Raw genomic sequence first — 21819 nt, 5'->3', positions numbered from 1 at the left:
AGATCGATCAAGCATTGGGTGACGTCACCCCAACAGGTCCGAACTTCAATCCGGGACAGCCCCAGCTCGCGTGCACGCGCTTCGGCGGCCTTCAGCGTCTGACCGGTAAAGGCCTCCAGCAGATCGCCGGGGCTGGCTCCGGTGTGCGGCAGCTGCCGCACTTCTTCTCCCAGAAGGCGATCTGCAACTGTCACGATCAGGAGATCGCACGACAATGCCCTGGCGAGGTCTGCCGCCACATCGATCGCGCGACAAGCTCCCTTTGAACCATCTGTCGCCACCATGATATTCGTCATGACAGTCGTCTCCGGCTGACTGGAAAAATTGTGACGGGACTGGGCGGCTCCATCATGATCCAGGTCAAATCTCGCACGGTGCAGCCAGCCATCGGATCGGGGCCAGCGATGAGTGCTGGACAGGTTTTTGTCGGCTCGCGCGCCGAGTAAGCAAGGCGTTGTCTCAGGTGAAGCGTGGAGCCGTCTACGAAGGTGTTCGACAGCAGTTTATTGGCTCTGCCGGCTTGCGGCGCGGACTGAGCTCGGTGAGTGCAAGTATCGCTCAAACCATCGGCTCGCATGTTCGATGACGGCATCCATTGCGCCTGGTTCGGGAAACAGGTGCGTTGCGCCGGGAATGATTTCGAGGGCCTTCGGCTCCTGAAGACGGGCGAGGGCGCCTTCGTTGAGCCCGATGACGCCGCTATCGGCGCCTCCCACGATCAACAGGGTCGGCGCGCGGACGTGAGGCAGAGCGTTGCCGGCCAGATCGGGACGGCCGCCACGCGAGACCACTGCGGCGACTCGATCCGGGAGCCGCGCCGCCGCAATGAGGGCGGCTGCGGCGCCGGTACTGGCGCCGAACAATCCGATCGGAAGATCGGCAATCGCTGATGTCTGGCTTTGAAGCCAGTCGATTGCCGCAACCAAACGATCTCCCAGCATGACGATATTGAAGACGTTTGAGCGATCCTGCTCCTCCTGCGGCGTGAGAAGATCGAGCAGCAGTGTCGCAAAGCCGCGATGATTCAGCGCCCTTGCAACCAAAGTATTCCTTGGGCTGAGCCGGCTAGAACCGCTGCCATGCGCGAAGGCTATCAGACCGCGTGCGTTGACCGGTAGCGTCAGCGTTCCCGCGAGCCCAAGTGGCGGAATGAGGACGTCGCGCGGCCGGTCACTGTGCATGAATCGTCCCCCTCCGGTCAGTCCTGCAAAGTCCGCAACGGGGCCGGCAGGTGGGCCATGAGCTTTCCGAATTCTCCTGGGTCCAGCTTTTCCCAGAGAATTTCGTAGACGCCGCGGGCGGTCATCAGCGGATCAATGGGAAACTGCGGGGAAAGGTCCCTAAGGATATGCTCCGCAAACTCCTCGAGATGGCGTTCTTTGGTCGGTGTCGCCGCCATATGCCATCCCTCATAGAAGATGCCGCGCACCATGATCGGCAGTTGGGCCCCGAACTTGACGGCGACCTCCGGCGGCAACCGATCGCGCAGCGCATGAAGGACGGCTCGCAACGCATTGTAGGCGTGGTGGCGATTTTCCAAGGCCAGCTCCTGGTCGATCGCTTTGAGCCAAACGTTCGTTTCCTGGACCGTATGGTCCAATGCAGTCACACCCGTTGTCGTGCTCATGTCGTGCTCCCGGATTAGAGGCGGGCCGTCAATTAGTCGCTGCCCCTGCGTCGGCAGGCTTTGACGTGCCTCAAGGTTTCGTGCGGGAGCGAAAAAAGGAGCAGGGGCGCCGAGTGCCTCGTGACGCCTCGTCATCGAGCCGGTTTGATTTCGCTCAAGGAGACTGGCGCCCGGCATGGTCAGATCGACAGGCCAATCGGAGGAGCAGGTCATGCAGACCCCGACCCAAGTTGAATTCGAGAATCTGACCCCGACCCAAGCCCTGCAAGCGAGCATTGACCAGCACATCTCCGAGCTGGAAGACAAGTATGGTCGAGCGACCGCGGGGCGTATCGTCGTGCGAGGCCCCGGTGATCGCCACAAGACAGGTGGTCAGTATCAGGTAAGCATCCGGCTGGCGCTTCCGGAAGGGCGCGAGGTCAATGTCGGTCGAACGCCCAAGAAGGATGAGCGGTACGCAGATCTGACCTTTGCGGTTGACGACGCGTTCAAGCGAGCGCGCAGGCAGTTGCAAGACCAGGTGCGCCTTATGCGCGGCCAGACCAAGTTCCACGAAGGGGAGCCGGTCGGGACCGTCGTGCGGATCGATCCAAGCGGTGAGTTCGGCTTCCTTGAGGGCGCCGACCGCCAGGAAATCTACTTCAACTGCAACAGTGTTCTCGAAGGTCGCTCGAACATCGCAGTCGGCTCACGTGTCAGCTACGTCGAGGAACGCGGGGAGAAGGGGCCGCAGGCGAGCACGGTGAGAGTACTGAGCAAACACAGCTTGCGGGCGTAAGTGTTTCCTCGTCACGATTGGCGGAGCGCCTATGACAGATAGTAGGTGGACGTCTCGCACTGCGTTGGCGCGGAGTGATCGGCTGCGTCTATTCGCGCTGAACGGAAGCACGGAGCTTGGCGGGAAAATCGCGACCGCTTTGGGCTGCACGCTTGCAGCCCACGAGAACGCAGCTTTGAAGACGGCGAGCACAAGGCTCGTTCGCTCGATACGGTTGCCGGTTGCGATGTCTATGTGGTTCACAGCCTTCACGGCGGCCCGGACCAGAGTCCGAACGACAAGCTTTGTCGCCTGCTGTTCTTTATCGGCGCACTGAAAGACGCGGGTGCCACGAACGTGACCGCGATCACGCCATATCTTTGCTATGCCCGAAAGGATCGTCGAACGAAAGCGAACGATCCCGTCACCATACGTTACCTGGCATCCTTGTTTGAGGCGCTAGGTACAAGCCGGATCGTCACGCTCGATGTGCATAACGAGGCGGCCTTTGAGAACGCATTTCGCTGTCCGTCCGTCGCGCTCACCACCGCGCCGCTGCTGATTGGAAAGATCAGATCAATCGCGGGCGATGGGCCGATCAGTGTCGTCTCTCCGGATTTGGGCGGTGGAAAGCGAGCCGACGTCTTGCGGGAGGCGTTGGAAAACGCATTGCAGAGACCAATAGGGAAGGCCTTTGTCGAGAAGCATCGCAGTTCAGGCCGCGTCTCCGGAGATCTGTTCGCCGGCGAGGTGACCGATGCGCTTTGTGTGGTGGTCGACGATCTGATCAGCAGCGGCGGAACCTTGGTCCGTGCGGCAAAAGCGACGCGTGCCCATGGTGCCAAGAACGTGATTGCGTGCGTCGCCCACGGCCTGTTCATGCCGGGAGCTGAAACGGCGCTGGCCGATGCATCGATCGATCGTATCATCGCGACCGATACTGTTCCGCCGTTCCGGCTTGCTCCGGGGCCGGTGCTTGCGAAGCTTGAAGTGATTTCGGCGGCGCCGCTGCTCGCGGAAGCCATCAAACGGCTGCATCAGGGTGAGCCGCTGGCCGATCTCCTGATGTATCAGGCTTGACGAGGTTCACCCAATCTATCGGGCGAGGAGCTGTTCCAGCCGCTTCGCATCGGCTTCCGCGATCGCCAAATAGGCTCGCGCCAGGCGAGGCCATTTTTCGGGCGTGCGCGGGTGCGCGTCGAGCAAATGCGCGATGGACAAGCGCGCCCTGAGCATCGCACGGCCAAGTCGATAGAATAGAAAGACGCCACTTGCCGGGTCATCCTGCAGCGCGCGCGCCAGTCGCCGCCGGATCGCATCGCCGAACCATCGGCCGCCAAGCCTCTCGCATTCCAGGTGCAAGAACGCGATCTCGGCCAATGCATCGCTGGCCCGCAAACGGGAATTGAACTCGAGGCAGTCGATGATGGGATTGGGAGGCGCAAGCCAGATGTGCTCCGGTCTCAGGTCGCCGTGGCCATCGACGATAAGCCTTCGACGGACCCGTTCGACCAGTATCGAAGCGTTGTCCTTGAGGAATCGCCGTTGCACGGCCGCAATGCGCAGCAGTGTGCCGTGCGGCAGATCGAAACGGCGATTTAGCAGCACCTGCCAATCGAGGGCAGCGGCTTCGTGTAGCGAAGCCAGATAGGTCTCTGGAGCGACCAGGATTCGCGCGGCATGCGAATAGAAGCGAGAGAGAACCGCCGCCAGCCGGTCGGCGTCGGCTCGGCCAGCGCTGCCCCTGCGGAGAACGGCTTCAAGCGTTTCGTCCTCGTTCAGCCTGCGCATCACGACAAGCCAGTCCGCCACCCGGCCGGAACCGCCGATCGCGTAGTCTGAAGGACCCTCGGTCAACGGCACGACGCCGAGGTAAACGTCGGGCGCGAGCCGGCGATTGAGGCTGGCTTCCGCCAGGCACGCCGTCCTGCGGCGCGCCAGCGTCGAGAAATCGAGATAGGAAAAGCGGACCGGCTTCTTGAGCTTGTAGACCCGCGCGCGTTCATGAAGACCCAGGACATGTGGGTCTCGCGCGCCTGAAGGCGATCGGGAACGGGGGTGTAGCTCTGAGGATGGCTCAGGAAGGCGACCTTGCGAGCAAGGGCAGGGATGCTGTCATTCTCGGCATCCTCAGTCGAAAGCTCGTTCTGGCGGTCCAGCATGGCAACTTGGTGCCAAACGAGGATCTGAGACGGTTTGACACTGATCAACGATCGGAGGCGCCGGAGCAATACTGTTGTATTAAACGCGAACGGACCCAGCGACATGCTGTTTCAGGATAGAGAAGATGCTGGCCGTCAGCTGGCCAGGGCCTTGCTGAAGTACAAGAGCCGGCACCCCGTGATCCTAGCGCTGCCTCGCGGCGGCGTTCCCGTGGCCGCTCAGGTCGCCGAGCGGCTGGAAGCCCCGCTTGATCTGATTCTGGTGCGCAAGATCGGCGTGCCCATGCAGCCGGAATTGGCGATGGGGGCGGTGGTGGACGGTGAGCAACCGGTCATCGTTCACAATCAGGATGTCATCGATTTGACCGGCGTGAGTGAGGCGACGTTCGACGGCATCTGCATGGATGAGCTTGCGGAGATCGACAGGCGCCGCGTACGATATCTCGGCGATCGCGCCCGGTCCGACGTCAAAGGGCAAGTCGCAATCATCGTCGACGATGGTATTGCGACGGGCGCGACCACCCTCGCCGCGATCCACGCGCTGCGAAAGCGAGAGCCAAAGGAATTGGTCCTTGCTGTACCGGTCGCGCCGCTCGAGACGCTCCAGCGGCTGCACTCGGAGGTCGACGCGATCGTTTGCCTTGATACGCCGCGGGACTTTGGAGCGATTGGCTACTATTACCGCGATTTTCGGCAGGTCAGCGATGATGAGGTTATTGCGATCCTGAAGCGGTTTCCGGCGACGAAGAAAATGCCAACACCAGCCTCCTGATCCAAGGGAGGAGGGTGCACGTGCCGGTCCGGAACGCCGAAATCGCCGAGATGTTCGACCAGACCACCGAACTGCTTGAGATCATGGGCGACAATCCCTTCCGGTCCGGCAAGGACCTTGCCGGAAAGATCATAGCGATTGTCGAGACCCACAAGCTTGATGTGTCTTATCCAGATTAAACAAGGTTCTGAAGCGATAGCAGGGTACGGAATGACGCTGCTATTGGTCGCCAGGCAGTTCTGTCCGCGGTCATCAATGGGTCGCGAGTTTCGCTGATACCGCAAATCTGGTTTGCTTGTCGGTTCAGGGCGTGCTCACGCTTGCGCCTGGGAGCGGGTCTATGACCACACCGCCCTCATCGAGCGACCTGCGTCAGGAAATATGCGTCCGGGTTCGTGCGATAATGCCGGCGGCGATTTGCATCGACGCGCCAAGAACCCAGCCAACGAATGCGGACATCGCGCCGCGAGGGCGCGCAACCTCGTCGAGGATGATGCTGCTGACCGCAATAACCGCCACAACTGCGGTGAGAAAGGTGCCGGTCGCACTCAGCAGCTCCACGGCATCCGCCCTGGACCCAAGACCGCGCAGAGACAGCTCTCGCAGCTTCTGCGGAGCAGGAGGCAAATCGATGCCGAGATAGAAGCCGCTCGCACCGTAAACCATCATGCCGAGGATAGCGGCGGTGGTGTCGATCAGATTGAAATTGGACCTTGCAATGTGAGCCGCCACGAACAGGCCGCACGAGCCACCGGCCAAGGCGAGGCCTGTTCGTTCCATGAGATGGGCGAACCTGCTGAGGAAGGACCGTGTTCTCCAGCTCTCGTAGCGTTTGACCATATTCTCTTTCAGAGGGCTCCGTTCTCTCTCAGAAAAGTATTAGCGCTGTTGGATCGTCAATTGATCCAGCTCAACCGGAGCTTCCTGATCTCGAAAGTTGGTCGGGCGCTCGCCACGGCTTGGATGATGTTCGCGCGACTGACAACAAAGTCGCGTCCGCAGGGGATCGGGCCAGAAAACGACCGTCAGTCTAGTGGGACATGAGGGTCGGCACGGTCATCGTCTTGAGCATCTCCCGCGTGACGCCTCCGAGAATTCCTTCTCGCAGGCGAGAGTGCCCGTAGGCACCCATGACCAGCATGTCGAGGCCTTCATCGGCCGCCAAAGACAGGATCGAAGGCTGAATTTCCGACCGCTCGGCCGTCAACTCGATCAGCCTTGCCGAGAGCGTGGTCCGCCCCATGTGTCGCATCAGTTCCTGCGCGGAGGCCTCCGCGGGAGCAACCTGGGTTTCGTTGATGGAAATGACCACGGCTGCTTCGGCGTGCGCAAGAAAGGACTTTGCATCTCTCAGCGCTCGCCCGGCAAGGCGGCTTCCGTCCCAACAAATGCCGATGCGCCTCGGGTTGAAGGGCCCACGGAAGATATGAGGCACGAACAGCACGGGGCCTCCGGCCTGCAGCAAAATCTCCCTCGCGGTGGCGTTGTCGTGGGTCTCCAGGGCCGCGTCCGGTTGCAGCACGACGACAAGATCATAGAGCCTGGCGGCAGCACCAATCGAGGAGGCCGCTTCCGCCGGAAAGTCCTGAATCGAGCGGCATTCATACGCAATTCTTGCGTGTCGAGCCTCCGTCTCGAAGACCGCAAGTGCAGCCGCGCTGCGTTCGGCGGCGTGCCGCTGCTCCGCCGCGAGTACGGCAGCAACCGCGGTAACGACGGCACCGTCTGCGGAGTAGGCCATACTAGGCTGCATGTATCCGATCGCCATTGCATCGAGAGAGGCGCGAAATGATTGTGCGAGCGAGATCGATGCATCAACGACCGGCCGGAGTGACCGTTCGGTCGGAATGTGAACAAGAATTTCCTTGATCATGAGGAGTTTCCCGATTGGGAGGGCATTTTCTCAATCAGCGGGAAGGGCCGTACTGATATGCATCAAGAGTGCCTGCCGTGCGCCTGGTGCGCGCCTTGTCGCGACACCCATTCATCATCGAGCTTGATGTAGGACCGCTTGACCGCCGCCCATGCGGTGCGATGTGCAATCTCTTCTTGTCGCAAGTCATCAGCGTGCGCCGCAAAAGCATGGTTGAAAGCTTCGCGATAAATGTCTTGGGCGTGCGGAGGCAGGCGGTGTTGGACCGGCGCAGGAAGATCCGCGTTCGATCGATAGGGCATGATGACTAGACCGGCTGTTCGAACTCTTCGATGGAATGACCGAATTGGGACAGCGCCTCTTCCAGATAATCGCCGAGCAGCGGTATTCCCAAAAGATACCGGGCCGTTCGTTTGTTGTGCGCGCGGGCCGCCTCAGCGCGAAGTTCGTCCCAGTCATCGAGACTGCCGTCGCCGCGTCCGAGCCAGGCAAGTGCGACCAGGTCGATCTGCTCGTCCTCGTTCAGCCCGCGAATGAGGGCCACGAGCTCGGTCTGGACGGGGTCGTCAGAATGATCCTCGAGAACGGAAATCATCGAGTCGTCACATGCGTTCGATCCGGAGTCGGGATCCGTCACGGGGCCCTTGGCATCGAATTGGCGAGCCTTGGTGAGGACCGCAGCCACCTTTTCCGAAGAAATGGTCAGATCAGGAATTGTACTCATGACGAACCTCCTGAGACACACAATAAAAGTGCCTGCGGGTGGTTCCTTTGATGAAAATCAAGCTTCGTGCCGGCAGATAAGCTTACAGACATCCATCGCTCGTAGGAGCATGTCCAAGGGCTCCTCGGTGGCACCGTTCTGACGCGCGTTCGGAGAGCGCAGAGGCGAAGGATCTTCATCATGAACAAACCAGCAATCCCACACAACACGATCGTCCTTGTCGGCGATGGCCGCAAGGCTCTGTTTCTGCGCAACGAGGGTGATGAGAAGTTTCTGAACCTTAAGCTCGAGCAGGTATTTGAGGACGAGAATCCGCCAACGCACGTGCAGGGCAGCGAGGGACCGGGGCGAGTCAGCAAGGCGATGCATTCCGGCCAGAGGAGTGCGGTCGAAGCCGTCGATTGGCATGATCTGGAGAAGCATCAGTTTGCGCGCAAGATGGCCGCTGCCCTCGAGCAGTTGGTTCGGCAGCGCAAGACCAAGGCGGTCGTCGTGGTGGCGCCTCCTCGGGCCTTGGCGGATCTTCGTGGGGCCCTCCATGACGATGTGAAGGATTGCCTCGTGGCCGAATTGCACAAGGACCTTACGAAGCATCCGGTCGCCGAAATCGAGAAGCATTTGACCGAGAACTTGTAACGTTCCCGTGGCATGGATCCGCAAGGAAGCAAGCGGGTAAATCCCAGGGGGTAAGTATGTGAGCTGTGCCAGCGCGCCTGCGACCGCAATGTCTCCAGCGAAACCGATGCTGAAGGCAGCAGCCCTGCGCGCTGCGTTCAGTGCGAGATGGTCGCCGCACGGAGACCCCTATCGGGACAGATCCGGAATTTGCCCTCGTAACCGTGCTGGACGTCGATCAACGTCTCGAGTGCCGGTTCGTGCGAGCGCCAGCCAAGGCATAGCCTTCACCCCACACGGCGAAGCGTCTCCTGTTCGGCTTCACGTACGATATTGATCGTGCGCAGGACGCTCGATGGATTGACGCTGATCGAATCGATTCCGAGTTCGGCCAGGAATCGAGCGATCTCGGGGTAGTTTGCCGGCGCTTCGCCGCAAATGCCGATGTGACGCCGATTACGTTTCGCGCCTGCGACGGCGAGGCGAAGCATTTCGAGCATGCCGGGATCGCGCTCGTCGAAGTCGAAAGCGACAATGTCGGAATCGCGATCCACGCCGAGCGTGAGTTGCGTGAGGTCGTTGGAGCCGATCGAGAATCCGTCGAACAGCCTGGCGAACTGGTCGATCAGGATGACGTTGTTCGGGATCTCGCACATCATGTAGATCTCGAGTCCCTTGTCGCCCTGCTTCAAGCCGTGCTCATCCATGGCCTGGATCACGCGGCGGGCTTCATCCACGCGGCGGCAGAATGGGATCATGATCTTCAGATTGGTCAGGCCCATGTCCTCGCGGACGCGTTTGAGCGCAGTGCACTCCAAGGCAAAACCCGGTGCGTAGGCTGGGTGGGCGTAGCGCGCGGCACCGCGAAAGCCGAGCATTGGATTCTCTTCCTTCGGCTCGAAGTCGGCTCCTGCCGTCAAATTCGCGTATTCATTGGTCTTGAAGTCTGACAGCCGGATGATGACGGGGCGGGGGTAAAAGGCCCCTGCGATCAGGCCAACGCCCTCGGACAGCCGCTCGACGAAGAAATCGGACGGTGTGGCGTAAAGCCGCGTAAGCTGTTTGATGCTCTGCCGATCCTTTGCGGATTTGACTTTGTCCGGACAGGCCAATGCCATCGGATGCACGCCGATGTGCTCGTTGATGATGAACTCCATTCGGGCAAGACCAACGCCGGAGCTGGGCAGCATGCCCGTCTTCAACGCGATCTCCGGGTTGCCGAGATTGACCATGATCTCGGTCTTTGGCGCTTTCAGCGCATCTGTCACCACCTGTTCGACCTCGAATCGCAATGCTCCCTCGTAGACGTGACCGATGTCGCCTTCACCGCAGGAAACCGTGACCGTCGCGCCGTTCTTGACCTTGCGACTGAAGTTCTCGGTTCCGACAACTGCCGGTACCCCCAGTTCGCGGGCGACAATGGCGGCATGACAGGTCCGACCGCCGTGATCTGTGACGATAGCGGCCGCGAGCTTCATCACAGGCTCCCAATCGGGACTGGTCGATGGCGCGACGAGCACTTCTCCCGGCTTGAAGGCGCGCAAATCCCGCTTGTTGGCGACCAAACGAATGTCGCCCGTTGCGATCTTCTCGCCGACAGCGCGTCCGCGCGCCAATTCGCGGCCGCTGGACTTCAGGGTGTAACTGTTCAGCGCTGCGGGGCTCTTGCGGGACGCAACGGTCTCGGGTCGGGCTTGGATGATGTAGAGCTCACCGTTCTTTCCGTCCTTTGCCCACTCGATGTCCATCGGCATTGGCATGGCCGCTTTCACCGAGTAGTGATCTTCGACGGCGATCGCGTAGCCGGCGAGCTTGAGAACATCCTGGTCGGAGATGCAGAAGCGTCGTCGTTCGGTCGCGGACGTGCGCACATTGCGCGTCGTCGCATGGCCGCGCCCGTACACCATTCTCTTGTCCTTGGCACCCAGGCGACGGGACAGGACCGCGCGGGAGCCTGTCTTGAAGGTCGGCTTGTGGACGTAAAACTCGTCCGGTTCGACCGAGCCCTGGACGATGTTTTCGCCAAGTCCATAGGCACCGGTTACAAAGACGACGTCGCGAAACCCGGATTCCGTGTCCAATGTGAACATCACGCCGCTGGCGGCGAGATCGGATCGCACCATCTTCATCACTGCCACCGAGAGCGCGACCTTGAAATGGTCAAAGCCGTTGTCGATGCGATACGAGATCGCGCGGTCGGTGAAGAGGGAGGCAAAGCAGCGGCGGCACGCATCGAACAGCTCGCTTGGTCCGCGTATGTTGAGGAAGCTGTCATGCTGACCGGCGAAGCTCGCCGTTGGCAAATCCTCTGCGGTTGCCGAACTGCGCACCGCGGCTGCAAGGTTTCGGCCGTATTCGTCTTGAAGCCTGCTGTAGCCCGTATTCACTTGAGCGCGCAGATCGTCCCGATCGGTCGCGGCGTACACGATTGCACGGGCCGCAGCGGCGCGCCGTGCAAGGTCGGCAATCTTGCGCTTGTCCAGGCCGGAAAGCAGCTTGTGCAATTCCTCAATTGCTCCACTCTCTGTCAGGGCATCTCGATAGGCGGCGGCGGTGATTGCAAACCCGTTTGGTACCCTTACGCCCTGGCTTGTGAGAACCGAGTAGAGCTCGCCGAGCGACGCAGTCTTGCCGCCGACTGAGGGCACATCGTTGAGGCCGATCTCGCCGAACCATCGGATGTAGCTGGAGCTAGTCATCGGGTTCTCCCGCAATGCAGCATGCGTGCGCCTCATGGCAACCGAAGTTGCGATTGGCAGTGTGCGGGATTGGCCCCGTCAGGCCTTGCGAAAGATCAATTGAGAGGCAGCGATGATCCGTATCCTTCGATCAAATGATCCTCGATCAGAGCCTCGGCGAGCCATCCAAGGAGTGGTCCCGCTTCTGGGAAAGCGCATCAGCCTTCTGGCGCGGCCCGTCCGCGCGGCAGGTTTGGCTGCTCTGCGCCTCCTTGGTGGTTATCGTTGTCCTGCAACTCTACACGCAGTTCCTGTTCAACTACTGGAATCGTGATTTCTTCGATGCGCTGGAAGCAAGGGATGCGCACCGTCTCCAGACGCAGGCGGTTCGGTTGATCCCACTCTGTCTGGCGAGTATCGCGCTCGCCGTCACCTCGGTTTGGGGACGCATGACGGTTCAACGCAGATGGCGCGAGTGGCTAAGCCTGCACTTGATCAGTTACTGGGTCGAGAACGACCGATATGCTCGCCTGGCACAAGTTCAAGTCGAGCAGCAGATTCCTGAATATCGGATTGCGGAGGACGCCCGCATTGCAACGGATGCACCTATTGATTTCGCGCTCGGATTGGTTTCCTCGCTCCTCACGGCAATCATCTTCCTGCAGGTGCTCTGGAGCGTCGGAGGGAGCATCAATTTCACCGTCTACGGCCACGGCGTGTGGATTCCGGGATATCTCGTCGTAGGTGTCGTTGTCTATTCGAGCATTGCGACGAGCGCAATGCTCGTTGTCGGATCGCCCCTGCCAGGAGTCATTCAGCTGAAGAACCAGAGCGAGGCGGAGTTGATTACAGCGGCGCATCTGCTCAGAGACATCGGGGAAGGAATAACGTCCAGGGAGCAAGAAGCCGGCGTCAAACGTGCGCTCGGAGAGGGGCTTCAGAATGCGCTGACCCGGTGGCGCCACTTATGCTGGCAGTTGATGCGCACGACCCTGGTCTCGCAGGGCAATTCGCTGCTGGCGCCGGTCATGGGTCTCGTCTTGTGCGCACCCAAATTCCTGGCGGGCGCCATGACCCTTGGCGAACTAACCCAAGCGGCCGCGGCATTCACCCTTGTGCAGGGATCATTCAACTGGCTCGTCGACAACTACGGCAGGGTCGCCGATTGGGACTCCTCGCTTGAGCGCGTTGGAGGGCTGCTGTTGGCGCTCGATCAGCTCGACCACGCAACGCCAGCGGAAAAAGCGGCTGAGCCGGCTATTCCGGCGGTGACCCTGACAACACTTCCGTGACGACAAGGTCGGCGAGCCGATTAACATCATCAGGCCGGCACAATTCCGTGCCTTCATTGAGAAGGGCGGCTGCCCCGGCGGCCATTGCCCAGCGGAAGCAGTCGCGAAGGTCGGCGTCAGCAGCGAGCCGCCATATCAGGGCGCCAAGAAAGCTATCGCCGGCGCCTACCGCACTACGAGGGGTTATGGGCAGCGGCTGCGCGCGCAGAACGCGGTCATTGGTGACAAGTGCCGCGCCCAGATGCCCCATCGTCAGTGCAATAACCTTGGCTTGCCGCTCATTCACGACATCTTTGGCTGCGGCTATCCACTCGTTGACGTCCGCGGGCTGGTATCCGATGAGATCCCGCATCTCCCGCAGATTCGGCTTGATGACGTCGACTCCCGCTGAAACTGCAGCGGAAAGCGCAGGGCCGGATGTGTCGACAACTGTTCTCGCCCCACGCCGTTTGGACAGGGCAATGACCCTTGCGTAGAAATCGTCGGGCGCTCCTTCGGGAAGGCTCCCGCTCGCGACGACGAAATCGGGAAACGGGTCCAGGCTCGAGAGTAGATCGAGGCAAGCGGACCATTCATGTTCGGCGAGTTGCGGACCGGCCAGGATGAACCGGTATTGCTGGCCGGTACTGGCTTCCGCGACGAAGAAATCCTCGCGCGTGTTGCCCGCGATGCGGACGGTCTTGCTTGCGACGCCTTCCTTTTCGACGAGCTTGGTGAGCAGTTCGCCGATGGGGCCGCCTGCTGGATATATCGCGCTGACCGACCCGCCCAGCCGGTGGATGACGCGGGCAACGTTGATACCGCCGCCGCCTGGGTCGTGCCGTTGCGATTTTGCGCGCAGCTTGAAGATGGGGCGGATCGTGTCAACTGTAATGGCGACGTCTACAGCAGGATTGACGGTCAAGGTTACGATGTCGCTCATGCCAATGCCGCTGATTCCACGCCACCTCGAGCGTCTTGCGAGCGATGGGCCGCCACCAGGTCGGAATACCAGTGAGCTGATGCTTTGAGCGTCCGGCGTTGCGTGACGTAATCGACGTGGACGAGGCCAAAGCGTTGGGAGTAGCCGGCCGTCCACTCGAAATTGTCGAGAAGTGACCAGACGAAATAGCCGCGCACATCGGCTCCTGCCGTGATCGCCTCCTGCATTGCCTTGATGTACGCCTGCAGGTAAGCGATCCGCTCAGAGTCATGCACGGTGCCTGAACGGTCGAATCGATCATCGGCGGCGGTGCCGTTTTCGAGCACATAGATGGGCAGGCGGAAACGCTTGCCGACGTCGATGATAGTATCGCGAAACGCGTTCGGAACGATCGGCCAACCGATGGCAGTTCGAGGGATATCGACAGGAGGCGCACCGAATGTGGCGCCAAGCAGGTTGGAGTCGGCCTTGATGTAGTGCGGTGAATAGTGATTCAAGCCAAACCAGTCGACCGGCTTTGCGATCGCTGCCATGTCACCGGGTTGCTGAAATGGCTCCATGAGTTTGGCGAGAAGGGGAGGGTAGGACGCGAAGTGCTGGGGAAAGGGAAACGCGTCGTTCCAATAGTTCGCGAATTTGAGGGCGGCTGCCTCATCGGCGGGATTCGGGGTAGCCGGATAGCACGGCTGGCGATTGTGAATTGCTCCCAGTGAAGCTCCCTTGACCAGGTCGCGAAGCACTCCGACGGCAGTGCCGTGGCTCAGATTGACGTGATGAATCGCCTTATGCAGCGCATCGGCATCGGCGATGCCGGGAGCATGCCAACCCAATCCGTATCCGAACAGGGTGAAGACGCAGGGTTCGTTGAACGTGGCATATCGCTTGACGCGATCGCCGTAGCGCTTCCCAACCAGTGCCGCATAGTCGGCGAACCAGCCGACGATGTCCCTGGCCTGCCAACCTCCGAGTTCGTGAAGTGCTTGCGGCAGGTCCCAATGATACAGGCAGATCCAGGGCTCGATGCCTGCAGAGAGAAGTCCGTCGATCAATCGATCGTAGAAAGCCAGTCCAGGTTCGTTGCACAGGCCGCGTCCGCCCGGCTGGACGCGGGGCCATGATATCGAAAAACGGTAGGCACCAACTCCCATATCGCGCATGAGGGCGATGTCTTCGCGGAAGCGGTGATAGTGATCGCAGGCCAAATCGCCGGTATCACCGTTCTTGACCTTGCCCGGCTGGCGGCAAAACCTGTCCCAGATGCTCTCGCCCCGTCCGTCGACGCGCGCTCCGCCTTCGATTTGAAAGCTGGAGGTCGAAACGCCCCAGACGAAATCGGACATCGGGCACCTCCAATCAAAAGGCCATCTCTGGATCAGGGCGCCGCTCCAGTTTCGGCTCCGGAATTTCCGTCATGGTGGCTTCCGTGAGAAGGAGCACACTTGCTACGGAAACGGCATTTTCGAGCGCGATCCGCACCACCTTGACAGGATCCACGATGCCGGCCGCGACGAGGTCGAGATAGGTTTTGCGAGCGGCGTCAAAGCCCGTGTTGTCCTGGCCGGCCATCATCCGCGCGACGACAACTCCACCGTCCGCGGCCGAGTTCTCGGCGATCTGGCGGGCCGGCGCCTCAAGGGCCCGCTTGAGAATCTGAACGCCAGTTCTTTCGTCGCCCTCGCAGCGCTCCTCTTCCCTGCCCACCTTTTCGATGCAGCGCAGGAGGGCCAGTCCGCCGCCGGGTACAATGCCCTCGGCAACTGCCGCCTTGGTCGAACTGATGGCATCGTCCAGCGCTTCCTTCTTGGCCTTCATTTCGGCTTCCGTCGGGGCGCCGACACGAATGACCGCAACGCCACCGGACAGCTTGGCCAAACGCTCCTGGAGCTTCTCGCGATCGTAGTCGCTGGTGGTCTTCTCGATCTCGCGACGGATCTGCTGTATCCGACCCTCGATGCGGGCCTTCTCACCACCACCCCCGATGAGCGTCGTATTTTCCCGGTCGGCAACCACGCGGGTTGTGCGGCCCAGTTGTTGAAGGCCGGCGCTTTCGAGCTTCAACCCGAGTTCCTCGGAAATGACCTGCGCCCCGGTCAGGACGGCAATGTCCTCCAGCATCGCCTTTCGACGATCACCAAAGCCTGGCGCCTTGACGGCGCAGCCCTTCAACACCCCCCGAAGCTGGTTGACGATCAGGGTAGCCAGGGCCTCACCCTCGATGTCCTCGGCAATGACCAAGAGCGGACGTCCTGACTTCACAACCTGTTCGAGCAGCGCAACGACATCCTGCAGCGCGCCGATCTTGTGATCGCAAAGCAGCACCACCGGATCCTCGAGTACGGCCTCCATTCGGTCGGCGTCGGTCACGAAATAGGGCGACAGAAAACCGCGGTCGAACTTCATGCCCTCGACGACTTCGAGCAAGGTCTCCGTGGTCTTGGACTCCTCGACGGAAATAACGCCGTCGTCGCCGACCTTCTCCAGCGCTTCGGCGACGAGCGCGCCGATCGATGGGTCATTGTGAGCCGAAATCGTTGCGACCTGCGCTTTCTCCGCCTGAGTCTTGACTGGTCGAGCCATTGCACGCAGCGCGTCGATCGCAGCATGCGACGCACGATCCAGACCGCGCTTGAGGTCGATCGCACTCGCCCCTGCAACGACGTTGCGGACGCCGTCCGCTAGAATGGCATGAGCCAGGATCGTCGAGGTACTGGTTCCATCGCCAACCACGTCCCCGGTTCGCTCAGCGGCTTGCCTGAGCACCTGCGCACCGAGATTCTCTTCCGGATCCTTTAGATTGAATTCCTTCGCAATGGTCACGCCGTCATTGCACACGACCGGCGGTCCCCAGCTCTTCTGGATCAACACGGATTTGGACTTGGGGCCCAGCGTTACCCGCACAGCGTCGGCGAGCAGAGTGGCGCCGTGCAGTACCTTCTCACGCGCAGCCGAATGAAACAGGACCTGCTTATGGGGGGGCATTGGTTGGTCTCCAGAGGCTTGATTTGAAAAGATATGCCTCGCGAAAACCCCGGTACTTGATCTTGCTCAAGACGAGGTTTGGCCCGGAGATCACGCTAACCGTGTCGCAAAAATGAGAAAGATCAGACCGCCGCCGCCAGAGAGTTGGGGCCAGGAGCAGTATGCGCGAGGTCGGTGTTAACGCCTCACGTCGGCCTTTCCTTGGGGCGCAAACAGCTGATTGGCGGGCAAGAACCGGTCGGTTGGCAGTCTCACGACGACGAAGCCGCGTTCCATCGAGCTATGACACGCATTGCAGCCATCGGTGAGTCCTTTCATAGAGCCAGCGAACTTGCGGCTATCCTTTGCTGCAATCGCATCTGAGACTGAGAGCAGTGGCGCCATCATTGTCGTCACGTTGTCTACAGGAATGCCTGGATAGAGCACAGCAGCCTCGGCGATGCTGTCGGTCAACTGGCGCAATTCATATGCAGCCAGATCCCAATTCTTGTCCTTGCCGGCCAACCAGAGCTTCAGATGCTGGAGCTGCGCCGCGCTCATGATCTCGACCAAACGAGGTGCATACTTTCTTGCGGTGGGAGAGGGTGAGAAGTCCGATTGGGCTACTGCGGAGGTAACCGCGCCCGAGAGCGCTAGGGCCGCACACCAGTTCCGTAATTTCATCTGATGATCCCTCGTTGACGGACGCCAAACTAACGAAGATCGCGGCCCGACATCTTGCGCTGGATCAAGCTCTGAGGTGCCTGGCCCCTGTACCTCGTTGCCGCTGCAGGCATTGCTCTGGTCGGCTGATCCGCTTTGGGCACGCCGAAGCCGACCCATCCCGATGCCGTTAGCCGTGTGTCAGCCACCTCTATTGAGAGCAACTAGCAACTGCATCGCGCCGACCGTTGATGAAGCATGGAAATGGAAGAGGCCGCCGATAAGGCGGCCTCTTTCGGGTGACTGCTAGCAAGGGGTCGCCCCAACAGCCGCCCTAGTTGCGCGCTCCAAATCCGGGTTCCCGCACGGCAAACCCATTCGCAACCGAACGAACCCTGATGGTTCCTTCCATCTCGTTCGTTGCGCTACATCAAATAATCGTAGCGCCACGGGACGCTGCATCGGCGCAATTCAACGTTGCCGCGGGCATAGCGAAAAGATGCGGCCCGTTAGCGCCATCCATCGGCATCAACGCGCGACGGCTCAGACGAGCCCCAAGGCGACGAAAACCCCGATCTCGATCAGCATGACCATGCCTGTGATCGTGATCACAAGGCACACATCACCCAATGTCGGAACTTGCATGGCCCACCTCCCGATCTTGCAAGTTCTGGAAGGCTAAAGCCGAGCATGAGCGGAGGTGCTGACGTGGATCAATCCGAGCAGAGCCAAACGGGATGGCAGACGGCCGCTCGAAGCCGCGCGGCCAAAGCCGAGCAGCGCACGCACAGAGGAAAAAGGGCGTGAGGGACTGCAGCGCCTTGGCCTCAACCCACGGGGCATCTTTGCGGACCCGCTTTGACCCACGTACAAACTCCGAGCGTAGTCGCCCGGATAGCACGCACAGAAAAAATCCGGCAGAAGGGGAATGCATTTCATCCCCGAGACAATACTGGCGTTCACCCGGCGGTCTTCATTGGCTGCCGGGTTTTTGCTTTCAGCTGCATCGAATTGCAGGCGCATCTACCTTACGTATTTTCCCGAACGTATTCGACCGGAATAGCGCTCCCGGCAAAAAGCGAGCAGAAGGCAACGCTAGAAGAAGCAGACCAAGGCGCAGATGGTCCACCAGTATGGACGCGATGCCATAAGCGGTCGTCCAGGCCCCGACAACGCACTCCTACTGCACCTCTGGACGTCTTAGGAACGCGGGTTCTTCGAGGAACGCTCCAATGATCATCAACATTCAGAAGCTTAATGGCCTTTGGCACCTCGTCGTCGGGTCGTGCAAAATCCAACTCCGTTCCTGGAGACCCAGCAGCGAGAGCGGGTCGTCGCGTACGCCAGGCGAATCTACCCTGGCGCCAAGATTTTCGAACGCGACTGACGCCTCACAGCGCGCGCTGTTGTGCTCTTGCATGTGAGGGGAGATCGCTGCTCGTCTTCTGACCTCCGGACCACACACGGTGACCGCGATCAGCCGCGCACGGTCTAGTGGCGCTCGCGCGGAATCGATCGCTCCTCCATTCATCGCCAGATTCTTCGCTTCGGCATCACCGTGCCGCCGAAAGTCCGGTTTGCGCCGCAAGCGAACAATTTTGATTCCTCAGTTTGGAGGTTCGATCTCTCCCGCCAAACCATATTCAACATATTGATTTTACTGAAATAATCGATACGATGCGACGCGCGTCTCGGCGGGGATCGGTTTGCCCAACGCGCTGCTGATCACGTCGCCGTATCTCCCGGCGCTGCTCGCCGTTGGCGGCCCGGTCGGACGGCAGATGGCGCCAGCCACCCCGGGGGAGTCCTACCTGCGTTGAGGGTCCCCAGAGATAGCCGGCGACATTGTGAGCCGATGTAGCCGCAATTTTGGTGCTGGCGTCAGCGCCCAGCCGGGGCCGAATAGCCGCCCCGATAATAGCTCGACAGTCCGGCGTACACTTCAGGCGTCGGCCGCGGCCAAGCCGCGTAGGCGTCGATGGTGCGCGCCGGGGTCTGGACGCTGGCATTCCGGTCCGGCTTGGCGGGATGACGTTCGGCTGCCGTCGCGGGCCCAACCAATGCCGCGCCGACGAGAATCGAGCCGAGTGCGATGAGGAATAGCCTGGACAATGTCTCTCTCCCTTTGGCGATTTGGTGCACCGACGTGATGCGCATTGCCTGCGAACCACGTCGCTGAGCCGCTTATCTATCGCTCGCATGAGCCAGCCGCGATGGCGGCAGGGGTCACGAAGTAGCGAGCAAATTTCTTGGTCACGACCAAATAATCGGCACTGGCGGGTCGGTGTTGTCGTGGACTTTGCCGGTTCGGTCCGGTTCAATGCACGGATGTTCGAGAGCCGCCCATGAACAAGGTCCTGCCGATCCTGCTGTTGCTGGCATCGCCCGCCATGGCGCAGACCAAGCCGACGACCATCAAACCGGCCGCAAGGCCCGCGCCGCCGGCTGTCGACGCGTGCGCTCCGATTGGTCGTACCGCGAAGGGTGAACTGGTCTACTCGCTGAAGTGTGACAACTTGCCCGCACCCGCACCGGCTGCGCCGCAGGCGGAAGCACCGGCGGCCGCTCCAGCCGCGGAACCCGAGGTCCGCCGCAGCGGAGTGTTCGGCTGGTCCTACGACCGCCGTTAGATGAGCCTCTGCCGGCGACGCGACTCGGATGGAATAGTCCTTGCTTTCAGATCGTCCTTGCGTCCCCGGTGTCACATGGATTGTTTGGAGGAAGTTCGGTCATTGCGAAGTTCGGTGCCGAACATGCAGCCACAACTGGATCGCTGATGTCCAATGCGCTTGTCGAGTTGAACGCCTGCAGCCGCGACGAGTTTGTCGCGGCGCTCGCCAATATCTTTGAGCATTCGCCGTGGATCGTCGAACAGGCGGCAGCCAAGCGGCCGTTCGCCGGTATCGGCGACCTGTTCGCCGCGATGAGGGCGGCGGTCGATCAAGCGCCGGCCGACCTGCGGATGGCGCTGATCAAGGCGCACCCCGACCTCGCCGACAAGACCCAGCGTGCCCGGGGGCTGACTGCGGAGTCCGGTGCCGAACAGAACAGTGTCGGTCTCGACCGCCTGTCGGATGCTGAATATGAGGCGTTCGAGCGCGTCAACACCGCGTATCGCTCGAAATTCGGCTTTCCATACATCGTCTGCGTGCGTCGGCACACCAAGGACTCGATCCTGCGCGACTTCGAACGGCGTCTGCCGAACGACCTAGTGACGGAAACGCAAACCTCGATCGACGAAATCTGCCGGATCGCGGCGTTGCGGCTGGACCAGTCGGTGACCGGCAGCGATCGTCTTGCAGTGACCGGCCGCCTGTCGACACACGTGCTCGATACCAACAGCGGCAAGCCGGCTGCGGGCGTCGCTCTCGAACTGGTTGAATTGGCCAAACTCGGCGCCAACCGGGTGGTGATGCGTACGACGACCAATACGGATGGTCGAACCGATGCGCCGCTGATCGACGGACGCCCCGTGCCGATCGGAAGATACGAACTCACATTCAGCGTCGGCGAATATTTTGCCGCGCGCGGTGTGCCGTTGTCGGATCCTCCTTTTCTCGATCGCATCACCCTGCGCTTCGCCGTGAGCGAGCCGGAAGGTCATCTGCATGTACCACTCCTGGTGACGCCGTGGAGCTACGCGACATACCGGGGAAGCTGATCCCCGCCTGCCACGGCGGGAACGATCGGTCGCCGCGTCGGCAGGCGAGGAATGGGCAATATCTCGCCAACGGCGGAGTTTCGGCGCTCAGGCGGCCCCTTCGTCTCGTGTGGCCTGGGCAGCCCTCGACGAGACGACGGCAGTGCCAGCTTGCCTCTGGCACGAACGTTGCTCCTTATCCAGAACCCGAGTTAGCATCCGTAACGATCGCCAGCCTGTTGGAGCCGAAACGTGCCGCTGATCATGAACCGATATGGGAAGGGCCGCGTCCGCGTGATGCGCGTTCATCGCGACGGTGACCGGAATGAGGTCAGCCAACTCAACATCAAGGCCATGCTCGAAGGCGATTTCGCCCGCACCTTCACGGATGCCGACAACTCTTCGACGGTGTCGACCGACACGATCAAGAACATTGTGAACGTGGTCGCACGGGAGAATACCGGGTTGAGCCCGGAAGAGTTCTGCCAGGTCCTGGCGCAGAAATACCTCGATACGTATCCGCAGGTCTCCTCGGCGTCGATCACCTCGCACGAGACCAAATGGAGCCGGCTGAGCTTCGACGGCAAGCCGCATCCGCACAGTTTCGTGCTCGACGGCAATGGCAAGCCGACCGTGGACGTCGCCGTGACTCGGGGCGGTCCAATGGTGATGTCGTCCGGCATCGACAACTTTGCCTTTATGAAGTCGACGCAGTCCGGCTGGGAGAATTACGTCAGGGACCGCTATACGACGATTCCGCCAACCAACGATCGGATCTGCGCGACCAGCATGGTGGCAACCTGGAAATGGTCGGGAAAGCCGGCGAGCTACCCCGCGACCAATGCCAGGATTCTCGATACCGTGCTCGAGGTGTTTGCCACGACCTATAGCTGGAGCGTGCAGGACAGCCTCTACCGGATGGGCGAGGCGGCGCTCGCAGCGGTGCCGGAGATTTCGGAGATCAGCATGGCCTGCCCGAACATGCACTTCATCCCGATGAACCTCTCCGCCTTCGGACTGGACAACAACAACCAGGTCTTTCTGCCCACCGACGAGCCGCATGGCCAGATCGAGTGCACCGTGGCCAGGGGATAGGTGAAGGCCTGGCCCGGTTTGTCGGGCATTGGCCGGCTTCG

General features: G+C 60.8%; 23 protein-coding genes. 9 read left to right on the top strand and 14 right to left on the bottom strand.

Going from position 1 to position 21819, the window contains the following annotated elements:
• The 3 genes from ALC15_RS37660 to ALC15_RS37650 form a co-directional block, all read right to left on the bottom strand.
• The coding region (locus tag ALC15_RS37660; protein WP_050631652.1) for a universal stress protein at positions 1–296 on the bottom strand (296 nt) is incomplete at its 3' end.
• A 207-nt stretch (positions 297–503) separates the two neighbouring features.
• Entirely contained in the window at positions 504–1181 is a 678-nt protein-coding gene (locus ALC15_RS37655) for a dienelactone hydrolase family protein (RefSeq protein ID WP_050631651.1), read from the bottom strand.
• Positions 1182–1198: 17 nt separating this feature from the next.
• Positions 1199–1627 carry a DUF2267 domain-containing protein gene (locus ALC15_RS37650; RefSeq protein WP_050631650.1) on the bottom strand — a complete coding sequence of 143 codons (429 nt, stop codon included), beginning with the start codon at positions 1625–1627 and terminating at the stop codon, positions 1199–1201.
• Positions 1628–1838: 211 nt separating this feature from the next.
• Between ALC15_RS37650 and ALC15_RS37645 the strand changes: the two genes are divergently transcribed.
• A complete protein-coding gene (locus ALC15_RS37645; RefSeq protein WP_050631656.1) occupies positions 1839–2405 on the top strand; it encodes an HPF/RaiA family ribosome-associated protein in 567 nt (188 codons plus the stop codon).
• 90 nt (positions 2406–2495) lie between these two features.
• Positions 2496–3464, top strand: a complete 969-nt coding sequence (locus ALC15_RS37640; RefSeq protein ID WP_347336353.1) for a ribose-phosphate diphosphokinase — start codon at positions 2496–2498, stop codon at positions 3462–3464.
• Positions 3465–3479: 15 nt separating this feature from the next.
• On the opposite strand, the gene ALC15_RS37635 is transcribed toward ALC15_RS37640, so the two are convergent.
• Positions 3480–4247, bottom strand: a complete 768-nt coding sequence (locus ALC15_RS37635; RefSeq protein ID WP_128089700.1) for a hypothetical protein — start codon at positions 4245–4247, stop codon at positions 3480–3482.
• A gap of 402 nt (positions 4248–4649) precedes the next feature.
• On the opposite strand from ALC15_RS37635, the gene ALC15_RS37630 reads away from it, so the two are divergent.
• Both ALC15_RS37630 and ALC15_RS44375 read left to right on the top strand, forming a co-directional pair.
• Positions 4650–5318, top strand: a complete 669-nt coding sequence (locus tag ALC15_RS37630; protein ID WP_050631649.1) for a phosphoribosyltransferase — start codon at positions 4650–4652, stop codon at positions 5316–5318.
• 20 nt (positions 5319–5338) lie between these two features.
• Entirely contained in the window at positions 5339–5497 is a 159-nt protein-coding gene (locus tag ALC15_RS44375; RefSeq protein ID WP_157860976.1) for a hypothetical protein, read from the top strand.
• Positions 5498–5690: 193 nt separating this feature from the next.
• Here ALC15_RS44375 and ALC15_RS37625 read toward each other — a convergent pair whose 3' ends face one another.
• From ALC15_RS37625 to ALC15_RS37615, 4 genes are all read right to left on the bottom strand, one after another.
• On the bottom strand, positions 5691–6158 hold the full coding sequence (locus tag ALC15_RS37625) for a hypothetical protein (RefSeq protein ID WP_050631648.1): 468 nt from the start codon (positions 6156–6158) through the stop codon (positions 5691–5693).
• Positions 6159–6348: 190 nt separating this feature from the next.
• Positions 6349–7191 carry a universal stress protein gene (locus ALC15_RS37620; protein ID WP_050631647.1) on the bottom strand — a complete coding sequence of 281 codons (843 nt, stop codon included), beginning with the start codon at positions 7189–7191 and terminating at the stop codon, positions 6349–6351.
• A gap of 62 nt (positions 7192–7253) precedes the next feature.
• Entirely contained in the window at positions 7254–7493 is a 240-nt protein-coding gene (locus ALC15_RS42590) for a ChaB family protein (RefSeq protein ID WP_094194365.1), read from the bottom strand.
• A 5-nt stretch (positions 7494–7498) separates the two neighbouring features.
• Complete coding sequence (locus ALC15_RS37615; protein ID WP_094194364.1) at positions 7499–7915, bottom strand: DUF3775 domain-containing protein; 417 nt, start codon at positions 7913–7915, stop codon at positions 7499–7501.
• A 180-nt stretch (positions 7916–8095) separates the two neighbouring features.
• Between ALC15_RS37615 and ALC15_RS37610 the strand changes: the two genes are divergently transcribed.
• Complete coding sequence (locus ALC15_RS37610; protein WP_050631646.1) at positions 8096–8551, top strand: baeRF12 domain-containing protein; 456 nt, start codon at positions 8096–8098, stop codon at positions 8549–8551.
• Between the two features lie 266 nt (positions 8552–8817).
• On the opposite strand, the gene ppsA is transcribed toward ALC15_RS37610, so the two are convergent.
• The gene (gene ppsA, locus ALC15_RS37605; RefSeq protein WP_050631645.1) at positions 8818–11229 is read right to left on the bottom strand and encodes a phosphoenolpyruvate synthase; all 2412 of its coding nucleotides are present in this window, start codon (positions 11227–11229) and stop codon (positions 8818–8820) included.
• 134 nt (positions 11230–11363) lie between these two features.
• On the opposite strand from ppsA, the gene ALC15_RS37600 reads away from it, so the two are divergent.
• Positions 11364–12500: an SbmA/BacA-like family transporter gene (locus tag ALC15_RS37600; RefSeq protein WP_050631644.1), complete on the top strand. Its 1137-nt coding sequence runs from the start codon at positions 11364–11366 to the stop codon at positions 12498–12500.
• Here ALC15_RS37600 and ALC15_RS37595 read toward each other — a convergent pair.
• The 5 genes from ALC15_RS37595 to ALC15_RS37575 form a co-directional block, all read right to left on the bottom strand.
• Positions 12466–13422: a 1-phosphofructokinase family hexose kinase gene (locus ALC15_RS37595; protein ID WP_050631643.1), complete on the bottom strand. Its 957-nt coding sequence runs from the start codon at positions 13420–13422 to the stop codon at positions 12466–12468. The two genes, ALC15_RS37600 and ALC15_RS37595, sit on opposite strands and share 35 nt — an antisense overlap.
• The gene (locus ALC15_RS37590; protein WP_050631642.1) at positions 13419–14762 is read right to left on the bottom strand and encodes a GH1 family beta-glucosidase; all 1344 of its coding nucleotides are present in this window, start codon (positions 14760–14762) and stop codon (positions 13419–13421) included. Before ALC15_RS37590 ends, ALC15_RS37595 begins: the two co-directional genes overlap by 4 nt.
• 13 nt (positions 14763–14775) lie before the next feature.
• Positions 14776–16401, bottom strand: coding sequence for a chaperonin GroEL (gene groL, locus ALC15_RS37585; RefSeq protein WP_050631641.1), 1626 nt, complete (start codon positions 16399–16401; stop codon positions 14776–14778).
• A 177-nt stretch (positions 16402–16578) separates the two neighbouring features.
• Complete coding sequence (locus ALC15_RS37580) at positions 16579–16953, bottom strand: hypothetical protein (RefSeq protein ID WP_347336352.1); 375 nt, start codon at positions 16951–16953, stop codon at positions 16579–16581.
• 1971 nt (positions 16954–18924) lie between these two features.
• Positions 18925–19155, bottom strand: a complete 231-nt coding sequence (locus tag ALC15_RS37575; RefSeq protein ID WP_050631639.1) for a hypothetical protein — start codon at positions 19153–19155, stop codon at positions 18925–18927.
• A gap of 233 nt (positions 19156–19388) precedes the next feature.
• On the opposite strand from ALC15_RS37575, the gene ALC15_RS37570 reads away from it, so the two are divergent.
• The 3 genes from ALC15_RS37570 (at position 19389) to pucL (ending at position 21778) form a co-directional block, all read left to right on the top strand.
• Positions 19389–19673 (top strand): hypothetical protein, encoded by a 285-nt coding sequence (locus ALC15_RS37570; RefSeq protein ID WP_050631638.1) that lies wholly within the window; start codon positions 19389–19391, stop codon positions 19671–19673.
• Positions 19674–19819: 146 nt separating this feature from the next.
• Entirely contained in the window at positions 19820–20704 is an 885-nt protein-coding gene (gene uraD / locus ALC15_RS37565) for a 2-oxo-4-hydroxy-4-carboxy-5-ureidoimidazoline decarboxylase (protein WP_050631637.1), read from the top strand.
• A gap of 231 nt (positions 20705–20935) precedes the next feature.
• Entirely contained in the window at positions 20936–21778 is an 843-nt protein-coding gene (pucL, locus tag ALC15_RS37560; RefSeq protein WP_050631636.1) for a factor-independent urate hydroxylase, read from the top strand.
• The last annotated feature ends 41 nt before the right edge of the window (positions 21779–21819 follow it).

This window comes from Bradyrhizobium viridifuturi, assembly GCF_001238275.1.
Classification (GTDB): domain Bacteria; phylum Pseudomonadota; class Alphaproteobacteria; order Rhizobiales; family Xanthobacteraceae; genus Bradyrhizobium; species Bradyrhizobium viridifuturi.
This window is presented reverse-complemented; position numbering and strand designations above follow the sequence as displayed.

What these genes read in the sequence shown, in the direction of transcription:
- ALC15_RS37655 (WP_050631651.1), bottom strand. Translation starts at nt 1,181, where the DNA reads ATGCACAGTGACCGGCCGCGCGACGTCCTCATTCCGCCACTTGGGCTC.
- ALC15_RS37650 (WP_050631650.1), bottom strand. Translation starts at nt 1,627, where the DNA reads ATGAGCACGACAACGGGTGTGACTGCATTGGACCATACGGTCCAGGAA.
- ALC15_RS37645 (WP_050631656.1), top strand. Translation starts at nt 1,839, where the DNA reads ATGCAGACCCCGACCCAAGTTGAATTCGAGAATCTGACCCCGACCCAA.
- ALC15_RS37630 (WP_050631649.1), top strand. Translation starts at nt 4,650, where the DNA reads ATGCTGTTTCAGGATAGAGAAGATGCTGGCCGTCAGCTGGCCAGGGCC.
- ALC15_RS37625 (WP_050631648.1), bottom strand. Translation starts at nt 6,158, where the DNA reads ATGGTCAAACGCTACGAGAGCTGGAGAACACGGTCCTTCCTCAGCAGG.
- ALC15_RS37620 (WP_050631647.1), bottom strand. Translation starts at nt 7,191, where the DNA reads ATGATCAAGGAAATTCTTGTTCACATTCCGACCGAACGGTCACTCCGG.
- ALC15_RS42590 (WP_094194365.1), bottom strand. Translation starts at nt 7,493, where the DNA reads ATGCCCTATCGATCGAACGCGGATCTTCCTGCGCCGGTCCAACACCGC.
- ALC15_RS37615 (WP_094194364.1), bottom strand. Translation starts at nt 7,915, where the DNA reads ATGAGTACAATTCCTGATCTGACCATTTCTTCGGAAAAGGTGGCTGCG.
- ALC15_RS37610 (WP_050631646.1), top strand. Translation starts at nt 8,096, where the DNA reads ATGAACAAACCAGCAATCCCACACAACACGATCGTCCTTGTCGGCGAT.
- ppsA (WP_050631645.1), bottom strand. Translation starts at nt 11,229, where the DNA reads ATGACTAGCTCCAGCTACATCCGATGGTTCGGCGAGATCGGCCTCAAC.
- ALC15_RS37600 (WP_050631644.1), top strand. Translation starts at nt 11,364, where the DNA reads ATGATCCTCGATCAGAGCCTCGGCGAGCCATCCAAGGAGTGGTCCCGC.
- ALC15_RS37595 (WP_050631643.1), bottom strand. Translation starts at nt 13,422, where the DNA reads ATGAGCGACATCGTAACCTTGACCGTCAATCCTGCTGTAGACGTCGCC.
- ALC15_RS37590 (WP_050631642.1), bottom strand. Translation starts at nt 14,762, where the DNA reads ATGTCCGATTTCGTCTGGGGCGTTTCGACCTCCAGCTTTCAAATCGAA.
- groL (WP_050631641.1), bottom strand. Translation starts at nt 16,401, where the DNA reads ATGCCCCCCCATAAGCAGGTCCTGTTTCATTCGGCTGCGCGTGAGAAG.
- ALC15_RS37570 (WP_050631638.1), top strand. Translation starts at nt 19,389, where the DNA reads ATGAACAAGGTCCTGCCGATCCTGCTGTTGCTGGCATCGCCCGCCATG.
- uraD (WP_050631637.1), top strand. Translation starts at nt 19,820, where the DNA reads ATGTCCAATGCGCTTGTCGAGTTGAACGCCTGCAGCCGCGACGAGTTT.